This window comes from Fontibacillus forbon, assembly GCF_046559655.1.
GTDB lineage: Bacteria > Bacillota > Bacilli > Paenibacillales > Paenibacillaceae > Fontibacillus.
This window is the reverse complement of sequence record NZ_JBKGFV010000005.1, coordinates 381442-394863: the sequence shown is the minus strand read 5'-3', so window position 1 is coordinate 394863 and position 13422 is coordinate 381442. Positions and strand designations below refer to the sequence as shown.

Annotated in this window: 10 protein-coding genes; 5 read left to right on the top strand and 5 right to left on the bottom strand. The window is 50.9% G+C overall.

Annotated features, from left to right (window positions below):
• Window positions 1-29: 29 nt before the first annotated feature.
• The 3 genes from ACLB09_RS20590 (at window position 30) to ACLB09_RS20580 (ending at window position 3094) form a co-directional block, all read left to right on the top strand.
• Window positions 30-674 carry an amino acid ABC transporter permease gene (locus ACLB09_RS20590; RefSeq protein WP_410771727.1) on the top strand — a complete coding sequence of 215 codons (645 nt, stop codon included), beginning with the start codon at window positions 30-32 and terminating at the stop codon, window positions 672-674.
• Between the two features lie 36 nt (window positions 675-710).
• On the top strand, window positions 711-1925 hold the full coding sequence (locus ACLB09_RS20585) for a M24 family metallopeptidase (RefSeq protein WP_410771726.1): 1215 nt from the start codon (window positions 711-713) through the stop codon (window positions 1923-1925).
• Between the two features lie 206 nt (window positions 1926-2131).
• Window positions 2132-3094 carry a metallophosphoesterase family protein gene (locus ACLB09_RS20580; RefSeq protein WP_410771725.1) on the top strand — a complete coding sequence of 321 codons (963 nt, stop codon included), beginning with the start codon at window positions 2132-2134 and terminating at the stop codon, window positions 3092-3094.
• A 38-nt stretch (window positions 3095-3132) separates the two neighbouring features.
• Here the strand turns inward: ACLB09_RS20580 and ACLB09_RS20575 are convergent, their stop codons facing one another.
• The gene (locus ACLB09_RS20575; RefSeq protein WP_410771724.1) at window positions 3133-3978 is read right to left on the bottom strand and encodes an SDR family oxidoreductase; all 846 of its coding nucleotides are present in this window, start codon (window positions 3976-3978) and stop codon (window positions 3133-3135) included.
• Between the two features lie 191 nt (window positions 3979-4169).
• Here ACLB09_RS20575 and ACLB09_RS20570 point away from each other — a divergent pair, with 191 nt between their 5' ends.
• Window positions 4170-5102 (top strand): hypothetical protein, encoded by a 933-nt coding sequence (locus ACLB09_RS20570; RefSeq protein ID WP_410771723.1) that lies wholly within the window; start codon window positions 4170-4172, stop codon window positions 5100-5102.
• A gap of 77 nt (window positions 5103-5179) precedes the next feature.
• Window positions 5180-5425 (top strand): NHLP leader peptide family RiPP precursor, encoded by a 246-nt coding sequence (locus tag ACLB09_RS20565; protein ID WP_114496820.1) that lies wholly within the window; start codon window positions 5180-5182, stop codon window positions 5423-5425.
• A gap of 53 nt (window positions 5426-5478) precedes the next feature.
• Here the strand turns inward: ACLB09_RS20565 and ACLB09_RS20560 are convergent, their stop codons facing one another.
• The 4 genes from ACLB09_RS20560 to ACLB09_RS20545 form a co-directional block, all read right to left on the bottom strand.
• Window positions 5479-7374, bottom strand: a complete 1896-nt coding sequence (locus tag ACLB09_RS20560; protein ID WP_410771722.1) for an ATP-binding protein — start codon at window positions 7372-7374, stop codon at window positions 5479-5481.
• 292 nt (window positions 7375-7666) lie between these two features.
• Complete coding sequence (locus ACLB09_RS20555) at window positions 7667-10888, bottom strand: cellobiose phosphorylase (RefSeq protein ID WP_410771721.1); 3222 nt, start codon at window positions 10886-10888, stop codon at window positions 7667-7669.
• 42 nt (window positions 10889-10930) lie between these two features.
• Window positions 10931-12268 (bottom strand): glycoside hydrolase family 30 protein, encoded by a 1338-nt coding sequence (locus ACLB09_RS20550; protein ID WP_410771720.1) that lies wholly within the window; start codon window positions 12266-12268, stop codon window positions 10931-10933.
• Window positions 12269-12357: 89 nt separating this feature from the next.
• Entirely contained in the window at window positions 12358-13362 is a 1005-nt protein-coding gene (locus ACLB09_RS20545; RefSeq protein ID WP_410771719.1) for a LacI family DNA-binding transcriptional regulator, read from the bottom strand.
• Window positions 13363-13422: the final 60 nt, after the last annotated feature.

Sequence of the window (13422 nt, the reverse complement as noted above, 5' to 3'; positions counted from 1 at the left end):
TAGAGCAAACACCAGGGGGAGAGAAACCGATGAAGTTAGTGCTAGACAATCTTGAATATTTGCTGACCGGCGCCTACTATACGCTGCAGATTACCCTGGTGTCCATGTTCTTCGGCCTGATCATCGGGTTGGTGGTAGCCATCGCCCGGCTGAAGGGAAATATCCTCTTCCGGAATATCGCCCGGGTTTACGTCTCCATTATCCGGGGTACGCCGCTGATGGTGCAAATTTTCATCGTGTATTACGGATTACCGGACTGGGGTATCAAGCTTAGCCCTATGATGTCAGCCTACATCTCGATGAGCCTCAATATCGGGGCCTATCTGTCGGAGACGTTCCGGGCCACGATTCTGTCCGTCGATCATGGACAAACCGAAGCAGCCCAATCGCTGGGGATGACTCCCTGGCAGACGATGCGATTCGTTGTACTGCCGCAGGCGGCCCGGATCGCGATTCCGCCGCTCGGGAACTCTTTTATCGGGATGTTGAAGGAAACGTCTCTCGTGTCCGTGGTCACCGTCGTGGAACTGTTCCGCGCGGCTCAATTACTCGTATCCCGGTATTATGTGGCCATGCCGTTTTTTCTGGCGATCGGCTTAATGTACTGGATCATGAGCACGGGCCTTTCGTTCATCCTGAACCGGATCGAAAAACGCTTGTCCAAAGCGTATTAAGTAAACATTGGCGACCCTACCAAGGAGCTGAATCCATTGAATCTCAAAGAAAATCATCTGCTGAACGTGGCCGGCCGGGCAAAAGACCTGTTGGAACGCGAAGGGCTGGACGCCATGATCGCCTCCAGCGCGGAAAATGTCTATTATCTGTCCGGACAACCCAGCATGTTTATGTATACTTTCCGGATGAGCGAAGCGGCGTTCGCCGTCGTCTTTCGGGACCCGGGAAGAAACTCCATATTGCTTATGAGCGAATTCGAAGCCTCGGGATTGCCGGAAGTCATCCCGGGCTTTGACATTGTCACGTATCCGCAATGGATCGATCTGGACGATCCTTTCGGTATGAGAAAGGATCTGTTTACGGGCGAGCGTCCGGATGCCCCCCGCCCGGACGCTGCGCTGTCGGCGCTGGCCGAGACGCTTCTGGCCAGTGGCCTGACGGCCGGCGCGGTCGTCGCCGCCGAACTGGGCGGCATGCGCGGCGGAACGCGCGCGCTGCTGGCGGAACGGCTGCCGCTGCTGCGCTGGGCGGAGGCCGCTCCGCTATTTACGGCCCTGCGGGCGCGTAAAACCGGCTTCGAAATCGCGCAGCTGCGGGAAAGCTGCGCGATTTCGGAAGAAGCCGTCAGCGCGGCGATCCAAGGCATCGCCGCCGGCGTCACCGCGGCCGAGCTCGCGGCCGCGTTCCGGATCGCGGCGACGCGCCGCCGCTTCGGCTTCAGCGAGCGCTTCGCCACGATCTCCGTCGGCCCGCAATTCGCGCCGGCGTCGGTCTACTCGCCGCACCGTGCGGCTCCCGGCGACATCATCAAATTTGATGTCGGCGCCGACGTGCAAGGCTATGGCGCGGACATCGCCCGCACGTTCTCGCTCGGCGAGCCGGGCGACACCGCGAAGCGCGCCTATGCGGCGCTGCGGCCGGGACACGACCGCATGCTCGAGCTGGCCGCCCCCGGTGTGCCGATGGCCGCGCTGTTCGCCGAAGGCATGCAGGTCATCCGGCGCTCCGGGCTGCCGGATTACAACCGCGGCCACCTCGGCCACAGCATCGGCCTGGCTCTCGCCACGGAAGAGGCGCCGTTCTTCAGCGCCGCCGACACCACCGTGCTCGAGCCGGACATGGTCGTCTGTATCGAAACGCCTTACTACGGCTATGGCGTCGGATCTGTCATGATCGAAGATATGCTGCTCATCACCGAAAACGGCAATGAACGGCTGAATAAACTGACCAGGGATCTAGTCGTCCTGTAAAACGACGCCTGTGTGCGTAACCTTCCTGACAAATCGCTGCAATTAGCGAAGAACCCCCGTCTTCTAAAGACGGGGGTTCTTTTTTGCAATTCATATATTCCTCTTCATTGACAGGTACTCACACCGGGGATACAATCACTAGCAAAACATAACACAACACCAAACAACATGAAGCCAATTCAGGCCATGGCAAGGAGGAGACGGTTATGAGCCGGCAATTAGTTTTCCGGGAAGACGGCACTTTTACCATCGTACAATTTACGGACCTTCACTGGAAGGATGGGCAAGAAAAAGATCAGCGCACCCGAAAGCTGATGGAACTTACTCTGGATATCGAGCATCCCGATCTCGTGGTCTTTACTGGCGATGTTATATATACCGGCGAGGTTCCACCCGGAGACCCCGAATGCGAGAACCCGGAGCAAGCCTTCCGCGAGGCCGTAGCCGCTGTCGAAGAACGCGGCATCCCTTGGGCCGTCGTCTTCGGCAATCACGATACGGAACGGCGGATTAACCGCCAAGAGCTGATGCAGATCGTTCTGGAACACCGGCAAACGGTCGCAAAGGCCGGGCCGGAGCATCTTCCCGGCGCCGGGAATTACTCCCTTCAACTATGGGACCTTCAGGGGAACCCCGCCGCGAATCTTTATTTTCTCGATTCGGGCAGTTATTCCCTGCATCCGCAAGTTCAAGGCTATGACTGGATAAGCCGGGAACAAATCAACTGGCTCATCTCCGAGTCTTCGCGCCTCAACCCGCGGCAAGACGAAGGCAAACTGCCCGCACTGGCTTTTTTCCATATTCCGCTTCCGGAGTATAAAGAGGTTTGGGAAACCCGGACCTGTTATGGGCATAAACACGAGCAAGTTTGCAGTCCGGCCGTTAACTCCGGTATGTTTTCCGCCCTGCTGGAGACGGGGGACGTGGTAGGGACGTTTTGCGGGCATGATCATATCAACGACTATATGGGAGAATTGCATGGCATTTATCTCTGCTACGGACGGGCCAGCGGATACAACACCTACGGCAAGGAAGGGTTTCCCCGCGGCGCCCGCCTCATTCGGCTAAATCTAGGCCGGCGCAATTTCGAAACCTGGCTCCGTTTGGACGACGGTTCGACCGTCAGACAACAGCCGGTTCATTCTCCTGAAGATGCTGCAAAGCCCTAACTTTGGATTGGCCTGAGAAATTAAGAGCTAATCTCAAGTCAGTCGCTTAAGCCCACCTGTTGTTCGCTCCATTCCCAAAGCCTGCGGGCCGACTCCGGGTCCTCCGCTTTTGCGACGACTGGTCGGGCCTTTTTCTTATAAAAATATTGTCCGGTAATCCCCTTTACTTCAGGCGACGAAGCCAGGTATATTGCGGTTTCCGCCCCCTCCTCCGCCGTCAGGAAAAACGGGCGCAATAGCCCCACCAGTGACTTGCCGAATCCGGTATTCCGGTCAACCCCGATATTCGTAGCTACCGCCCCGGGATGAAGACAGTTGGCAGTAACCCCTGTTCCCTCCAACCTGCGGGCCAACTGCTGCGTAAACAAAACATTCGCCAGTTTCGATTGCGCATACCCTTTGGCGACGTTGTAACCCCGAGTCAGCGTTGGATCCTCCCAATGGATTTTACCTATTTTGTATATGCCCGAGGATACGTTGACGATCCGCCCTTCCTCGGCACGAGTCAATGGATCAAGCAGCAAATTCGTGAGCAGAAAATGCCCCAGATGATTAATTCCGAGATGGGACTCGAAGCCATGGGCCGTCAGCTCCCGCTTCAACGATACGACACCCGCATTATTCACGAGGACATCGATGACGCTATGCCGATCTTTCACTTGGGCGGCCAATCGCCGGATGCTCTCCATGGAGCCCAAATCGCACAGCATCATTTCCAGCCGATCCGACCCGCTTTGCTGAACGGCCTTCTCCCACGCCGTCCTTCCCCGTTCCTCATTTCGGCACAACATCACGACGTGCGCTCCTCGCCGGGCCAATTCCACGGTGGTGGCAAGCCCCATCCCCGAATTGGCCCCCGTGACGATTACCGTTTTTCCTCGCATGCTCGGTCCCTCCAATGCTATCGTTATTTGCTTATAAAATTGCATTAGTTCCTTACTATATAATTCTATATACCGTATTCAATCCCTCCGAAGACCCGTCTTTCGGGTTTCTTCTTATCCAAACTTATCCTATAATTAGATTGATAAATTCAATTTATCGTCTTAAAAGCAGTATGAAAGGAGGCATACATTTGAAGTGGCTGTCCCCCTATGAACATGAACTTCAGCTTGCTTTTACGGAAGCGGAGGCCATCCTGGCAACTCTTCCGGACTCATTCCGGAAGCCGGCACTGGATTATCTCGACAAGTTTCATGTCCTGAAAGAGAACCGATCCAAAAATTACATATGTTATCTTCTGCCGTTCTGGCTGCAGGAACACGCCGGCCTCTCCTCCAGAGACGTCCGCCGCTTTGCGGTCGCCAACATCTTCGGAATGATGTACTATCATCTAATTGATGCTTGCATGGACGAACCGGAAAGTAAAATGTCCCGTCAACTTCCGCTAGCCGAATTCATTCATTTGGAATTCGTCCGGATTTACAGCAGTTATTTTACGGGAGAGTCCCGTTTTTGGACCTATTTTAAAAAATACGTTTCACAGTGGGCCGAAGCGGTATCCGGGGAGAAGACTTCGGACTTTTACTACGAAGATCCCGTACGAATGGGCCATAAAGCTGCTCCGGTAAAACTGACCATAGCCGGTTCTATGCTCCTTGTAAACAGGGAAGCGGAAATCCTTCGTCTGGAACAGGCAGTTGATAACGTTCTGGTTACCCTGCAATTGCTAGATGACTGGCAGGATTGGGAGAAGGATCTCAACGAGGGAAGCTACAATTCCCTGGTTTCGATCGTTCAAACCGAATTGAAAATTCCGCGTGAACGCCGGCCTGTTTCGGAAGAAATCAGGCAAGCGATTACCGTTCAAAACGTGCTCGATATCCTGGCGGAACATGCGGAACGGAACCATGAATCACTTCAGGATTACAAAACTTCGCTACCCGGCTTATATCAATTTCATGAGAGTTTGCGGGACAATTTAAAAGAAGGCGCCAGCGAAATCGAAAAGGAAAGAATTTTGCTGCAAAGTGGCGGTTTAGGGTATTGGCTCTCCAAGAATATGTAACTTTCCTGGATTTTCAACAAGATTCATGGTATACTAGAAAGGAAAATATAACCATTTTATTCAGAAAGGGTGATTCTATGACATCAGGAGCTCTCCTTCAAACACGTGTGATTGAAAAAGCATGGCAAGATCCAAGTTTCAAGGCAAAATTACTCGCTGATCCTAAGGCAGCAATCCAGGAGGCACTCGGTGTAATTCTCCCGGATCACATTAAAGTAAAGACAGTAGAAGAGAATTCCGACGAATTCTACCTCGTACTGCCTCCAAGTCCAGCCAATGTTATTAAGTCCGAAGTTAAACCAAACGCGGTTTGGGGAGATTAAACTTCCAGTTATTCATAATCAGGGGTAGCGGCGAGAAGCTAAGCTCCGGTTTCTTACGCGTTTTTCACTGCGGGAAACCGGACTACGGCCTCCGTCCCTACTCCTTTTTCACTTTTAAATTCAATTCTGCCGTTCATGACTTCGATAATCCGGAACGTCACCATAAGCCCTAGTCCCGTCCCCTTGGTCTTGTTGGAGAAGTAAGGCTCTCCCAGACGAGCCAGCACCTCCTCGTCCATTCCTTCGCCGGTATCCTTGATATGAATGCAAACGTCCCCGTTCTCTTCATACGACCACACATGAATCTCCCCTTCTCCGTGCAGGGATTCGATGCTGTTTTTAATGATATTAATAAAAGCCTGTTTGAATTTTGAAGAATTCCCTTTGATATGCAGATCCTGAGGGATGTGCACGGAAATTTTGCCGCCTTGAAGATTGGCCATAGGAATCAGGATGCCTTCGATATGAATGAACTCGTTCAGTACGTTCAGCGTGGTTACTTTACCGACTTCCGGCTTGGCGAATGTGAGGAAATCCGTAATAATCGCGGATGCCCGATCCAGCTCCTCCAGCGCCATGCTGAGATACACTTTATCCGCGGAATTTTGCTTCGCCACAAGCAACTGCAAGAATCCCCGGGTCACCTGAAGCGGATTGCGTACTTCGTGAGCTACGGAAGCCGCCAGTTCGCTGATGATCTCCATTTTCTCGGAACGCTGGAGCTCATTGTTAAACATCTCCAATTGCTTGGAGTACTCCACCACCTGTTCATGATTACGGGCAAATCTTTTGCCGAGAATAATAATTAGTGCAATCAGGAAACAAACTACGCCCCATTTCCACAGAAAGAGATCATAGTATGCCGACTTAAAATAAAACCACAACAATTCTCCCGATCCTAGAATCGCAAAAATAGCAAATCCGATCGTAAATATGATCGCCTCTTGATTCCCCCGGATCGTATAAATCGTCGCAATCGAAACCAATAAGATAAATTGAATGATCATAAACAATCCGATCAATGTGCCGGAGGCCAATCGGTATTGATCATAAAATTGATTGTTGCTCAACAAGTTGATCGCCATAAAAAGGATGCAGAACAGGGAATATCCGACCTGAAACTTCCGAAATTTGGTGATGATTGATTTGTAGCCCCTGCCGAATATGCTTTCAAAAAAGCTTGTAAAAGAAGGAAGCAGCATAAAAAGTGACAAGTCGAACAAAAGAACATACAGGTTTCCGTATTTGCCAAAGAGCGAATATAGGAACGAAGAGTATGTAATAACTATAGTTCCGCTGAATAATATGACCAAACACAAAGAAAACCAGCTGTACATATTTTCATTTTTAAGGAACAAGGAACAGATCAGCATAACGACAGCGATGAAAATCAAGGCGCTGCCGATAATAAAATCGGTCATATTGTTCTTGATGAAAGTATTTTGTAATTCCTTGTAATCTCCTACCAGTACTTTGCTCTGCAATCCAATGCGTGTTCCCGACTTGATTCCGATATAAATGGACTCTCCTTCATAAGAGTGGTCCATCGGCAGCAAAATGGTATTTATAGAATAATTATAAGATCGGTTGGATTCGTAAATGGTCTCGTCGTGAGACCGGATTACTACATGACGTCCGTAAATCTTCTCAAACAAAAGCGCCGGGGATCCTGCTTGGAAAGTTGGGATATCGATCTTTACCCATTGTCCCTCTGCTCCTGCCGGACGTTCCGGGTCTAAGCCTACCGCTTTAACATTCTCCCAGTTTTGCATAGCTTCCAACTGATTTATATCTATTTCAGGATCAAATTCTTCGGTCCATACAACTTGCCATTCGGTAATTGATTGCTCGTCCGCGCTTTTCCGCTCCGGACTTTCCATTAAAAATGCACAAGTCGCTACAACACTAAGTACAATCAAGATGGCAAACGCTTTAAAAAAAGCCTTCATTCCAGCACCCCTGCCAATAAATTAAGAGCTACTCTAATTAATTCGATACAATTAAACGATAAACCTTCAATATTATGGAAATTAATATGAATTTCAAATAGGACACGCAACAGAATTATTTTACCGTTATTAACCATTTTAATCTATGAATAGTTTTTCCACCTTTGAAAATAGTTTCAAATCGATTAAAGATAGCGGCAAAAAAAAGAAGGGACCCTCCCGGTGCAGTATAAAACTACAACCCGGGACAGCCCCTATCTTATCACTAATGTGCTCTATAACCTATGTTATATTACGCCAATTCCATATCGATTTTTGCGACGAGTCCGCTGCGTACTTCCTCCGCAAGAACGCCGCCGATCACGGCACCTTCTATGTCTATTTTAGTTCCGTCGATTTTTTGCAAAGTAATTTTGCGGATCGATACAGCCTGTTCGCCGTAAGTGTCCCCTTTGCCCGGGTTATGATAAGTAACCTCTGCCGCGCCGAGGAACTTGAACGAGACGTCGCCTTGCTCGTCAAACAACCAGCCTGGCAGAGACGGATTGAAATGGAGCTGCAGCTCGTTATCCTGAACCCGGAATACGTGCTTGCCGGCCATCATCGCAATCCACATGCTGATAAATTCGGCGGTCGATCCGCTGAGCCTTGCCACAAAACCTCTGCCGTGTACCTGCGGGTCCGGATTCACGCTGGAGGCGATAAACGATGAATTTTCCAGCGTACTGCGGCCGTAAACTTCCGGATCGAGGAACGGAATCAGCGAGGTTTTGATTTCCGCGAAAAACTGCTCCGTTAATCCGTTCTTAAGCAACGCGAGCAAATATTTGTAGCTCATGTGCAGGAAGATCGATTCCCGTTCCAGCCAGCCCGGCGTAAACGCGCGGATCCGGCCGATTTCATGGCTTTCGTCATTCAAACTGACCGATGTTTTGTACATTTGCAGTTTAGCGTCGAACAGGTCGCTGCGGCGGATGTTTTCGTAGGCTTCTCTGGCGATCTCCGGATCATCCAGCGTCTTCATCCAGCGTGCCGGTCCTTCCAGAAAATGAGGTAGCGGCTTGACGGCGAATTTCTTCACTTTCGCACTCGGCAAGCCATAGCCGCTGATGACGGCTTTGCCTTGTTCGTCCAGAACAGGTTCATACTCCAGCGCTTCAAAAGCAAAATACGTCGGCGTCAATCCCCCGCCAAGCGAGATCGCTTCGGCGATTCCGGAATCCACTTTGCGGAGCATGGCACCGTAAACCGGAAGAAGTCCGGAAAGCCGAACTTTCTGCTCCGTTCCGCTAATGCCAAAGCGAATGTTGTCCCGGTATTGTTCGCGGGCCGAAGCCGTTTTGTCCCAATAGGCGAAGTTATCGAGCCCACCCTCAAGGTGCTTGTTCAGTAATGCCGTTACTTCTTGAAGCAGGCCCGCAATCTCCTCGGGAACGGCAACTTCCCTGTCTTCGGATTCCTTCGCGGCTTCCAGCACAAACTGCAGCATCCGCTTCAATTCAAACGTCTCGCTCATCCCGGAACCGAACAGGCCCGGCAAACCGTTCATGGCATCGTTCCAGCCCGGTTTGTTTCCTTCCATCTCCACGCCCATGCCGTACGGGTCTAGCGTCGAGAATTTGACCAGAGACAGGGAAAGCAGCTTCACGAACAGATTGGTACGGTACACCTCGCCGGTGCCGTGTCCGGTTTTCAGCCAATTCGTGTCTTTTGGCGTCAAGCCGAACCGTTGCATCTTCTCTTCGTCATGTACAAGCGAACCGTATTGGCGGACATGCTCTCCATTCAGCACATATTTCTGACTTCTTGGCAGCACTCTTGCCGGACTGTCGAAGTAGGCATAATCGTTTTCTTCAAACAGCAACCGGGCTTTACGGTCCGGGAAAATATCAAGATAGCTGTCGATCAGGTCCATGTTGTAGGTCCAGTGATCCGACCAGTAACCTTCCCCGAAGGTCGCTTCGATTTCTTGCTCGGCCAGCGAGAATATGCCGGTTAGGAACTCTTCCTCGCCAAGATTTAACGATACGTTATGCGCCGCAATAAACGAGATCAGCTTGCCCGGCGTAAACTTGCCCCGGCAAAGGCGCTGCAGTTCCTCCCGATGATCGGCCGCCGCGCTTTCCAGCCACGTTTTCAACTGAGCTGCCCGGCTCTCGGGCACATGGAAACTGGTGCCTTCCACTCCCAGCGGATTATATCCGTCGGCTTGCATCAGACTGAAGAAGGTTTTGATGTTGAACGTGCCGACGCGCGGATTGAAATAGATGTCGCTGCGGCGATTCTGGTTCGCATCGCGGAAATTTCCGTTTCCTTGCGAATAATATTCCGGAGCAAGCGAGAAGAAATTATAATCCCGTTCCAAGTCGCCGTGTTTGCGGGAATACAGGTGGATGACAAAGCCCTCTCTGCCGTTTTCGAATATAAACGGATAACCGCCGCGCAAGAAATTGTCCAGATAACTTTGTCTGGCATAGGCGTCAAACAATGGCATCGAGGTTTTGGTGGCCACATCGGCCGTCAAGGATTCGGTTAACTCCCGGGCTTCTTGCTGCTTCCGCTCAATATAAGCCGGCGAAGATATCGAAGCCGCTTTTTCATTCAAACGCTCCACGGTGTCGAAATGACCGACTAGGGTGTAAATCTGCTTGGTATCCCCAGGCGCGAGCTCGGCGGAAAGCCCCGAGAACCCGCAAGGAACCTTGTTGGTGCAGTACTGGGTCTTGCTTGCCAATTCGCTGATTTCCGTTTCAGCGAAACAGTTCGGATAGCCGAGCGATGTATTGCTGCCAAAAATCAGTTCAAAGTCGGCAATGGGCTTGATCAAATCACCCTTTTCATCAAATGAGAGATAAAAATGACCACTGCGGATCTCGCTGACTTCCGCCTCGTCATGCGTGCTGGAACGATTGCGGTAATAGGGAATGCCGTTCTCCAGGTTATCCACTTCCATCCAGCTGCGGAGCAGGTTTCCGATCTCCTTATATCCGGCGTTCTCTACCCCGTACGGCAAGATTTCCGGGAGTCCGTCCAACACTTCCATGGTGATCGTTTCTCCGGAAAGGTTGGTGATTTCCACCTTGCGCACCAAGGCTGCGTAGTCGTCGTTAGGAATATGAAAATAGGTGACTTTCGTGCGAAGACCTTTGGCTTCATGAATTTCTTCGATTCCGATCTCGTTAGCCAGAATCCGCATGCTGCGCTTGGCTGATGCATCCGGATATGCGCTTTGGAACGGCTCGTAAATCGTTTCCGCACCGTCCAGTTTGATAAACGTTCTGAAGCCCTGCATCGATACGGATTGGTAGGTGATGTTCGCCGGGGAGAATTCCATGATCGGACTGTTCTTGTCGCGAATACCGAAGCTGCAAACCGCCTGCCCCCGGTTTACGTAAAATGTCCACATCGGAATTCCCTTCAGACCGGCCAGACCGGGAAGAAAACTGGAAAACGGCTTGGCTTGATCAAATTGATCGATCACGAACGCGCCTTGCTTAAAACTATAATTTGACATCTGTTTTTACCTCCACAAGCGGTGTCTATTAGTCTTAGTATCTTAATCAATGATGTAAGTTGCGATCGAGTGGGCCGCAAGCGTATCGCAAACGGCTTCTCCGTCCAGTTCTAACGCAAACTCCCGGCTTTCCCCGGTTTCATTCTGAATGACTACGGCTATGCTGCCGTCGGTATTCCGGAACGCCGTCATTTGAAGTCCGGAAGGTTCCGAAGCCAGGCCGATGCGGACCGCACCCGGTTTGATAAACTTGCTGAAATGCCCGATATAATAGAACGAACTGTTATAAATAACGGTGTCATTCACCGTGTCGGCAATAATCGGCGCATCGCACAAATTGTTGACATGGTTCGGTCCGCCGGTCTCGTCAAGAACGAGGTTCCAGTCGAGGTAGCCTTCCGTCCAGTTGTTCAAGTCTCCGATGATGTTGCGGCCGTACCGCTCGCCGGTAAACCATTCACCCAATTTGACGCCGCCCTCCTGGCAGCCTTCCGTAAAGAGCAGATGCTTGTCGGGGAACAGGTCGTGAACTTTGCCGACTTCCTCAAACGCCTCGCTGACATACCAGTGGAATCCGGTGCCCCAGACGTATTTTGCCGCTTCCGGATCGGAAAGCACCGCCGATGCCCGTTCTACGATTAAATCACGGTTATGGTCCCAGATCAGGATATTTACGTCTTCCAGACCTTCGCGGTGCATCGTCGGACCGAGGTGATCGCGGACAAAGTCCCGTTCCTCTTCACCGCTGTAAATGCAGGAATCCCAGGTTTGTACGGCAGCCGGTTCATTTTGTACGGTAATGCCCCAGATCGGTACCCCTTCTGCGCGGAATGCCTTGATGAATTTACTGTAGTAGAGCGCCCAAGCTTCGCGGAATTCCGGCTTCAACTGGCCGCCGTGATTCATTTCCCCGTTTGTTTTCATCCATGCCGGCGGGCTCCAGGGGGAGGCAAGCATTGTAATGTCTTTACCGGCCACCTTAACCGCGTCATGAATCAGCGGCAGCACCCATTTCCGCTCATGCGAGATGTTGAAAGTTTTTAACTCCACATCATTCTCTTCCACGTAAGTATAATTGCCGAGGGCAAAGTCGCAGCTGTGAATATGAACCCTGCCGATCGTATACCCCAGTCCTTCTTCCGGATCAAAATAACTGCGGATCACTTCCGCTCTATGTTCGGGACTGATACGCGACAAAGTGTAGGCCGCCGCTTCCGTAAAAGCGCCTCCAAAACCGAGGATGCTTTGAAAGGTTTGTTCGGGTTTTACCGTCACTTTGTCCTTCCCTTCCGCCGCACCGGCCTGAACCGTCAATTCCCCTACAGAATGCAAGCGTTCTCCGGAATCACGTGATGTAAGGACTTTGGACCATTTTGCCATTTCGAAATCCTCTCCTTAGAACCTGAATTGTTCGACAATGAAACCTTTCGAAACCGGTTTCGATTTGTCTTAAAAAAAACAGGGACTCTCTAGAGCGAGCGACAAGACTCCCTGATTATTAATTGCACCGGAATCATATCACCTTGAACTTCATCCCCGCCTTCTATCGTATAGATTAACATGTCGGCAGCCTTATTGCCAAGTGCGTATGTATCCTGGCGGATCGTAGTTAATGAAGGCGTCAAGAATTTAACCATTTCGATGTCGTCAAAACCGATGATCGAAACGTCATCCGGAACGCTAAGCCCATGGCTTTTTACCGCCATCATTGCTCCGACCGCCAAATTGTCACCGGCAGCAAACACAGCGGTAGGCCGCTCGCCCGCCTGCAACAACTCTTCCATTGCCAAACGTCCGCTTTCAATCGTATAGTCGTAACTTCCCTGGACGATATGCTCGGGATTTACTCTCAACCCGAACTTTTCCATGGCATGCAAATACCCTTGCATCCGTTTCTTTCCCGCAAAAGTATTCCCGCCGCCGATGTGGGCGATTGACCGGTGCCCTAGGCTGTGCAAATGCTCGACCGCCATAATGCTTCCGGCCATATTGTCGGAATAAACCGTACTCTTGGTATCGGATTCCTGATCCAGCAAGACGCATGGGATGCTTGATTCCAGCAGTTCCAGGAAATATGGATCCGTAAAATCCGGCAAGATGACGACAACACCGTCCACACCGCGGATTTTGCAATGTTCCAGATAGCTGCTTTTTTTGCCGCCGATATCTTTGGAAATGAACATCAGATCGTACCCTCTGGAGGTCGATACCTTCTTGAATCCTTCAATGACACCGGCAAAATAAGGATGCAAAATCCCCGCGCCCGAAGGTTCGTTAAACAGTATACCAATGGTCCAAGAGCGCTTGGTGGTCAGCGAACGGGCATGCGCATTCGGCAAGTATCCTAATTGTTCTGCCGCTTCCAAAATTTTGCGGCGGGTTTTCGGACTGACGTCAGCATAATCATTAAACACCTTGGAAACGGTGGTCGGCGAAAATCCGGTTAATTTGGCTATGTCATAAATCGTTATCACTTACTAGTTCATCTCCTGCTATCATTCAGGCCATCCCCTTAGGGTTCATGTGAAATTTTA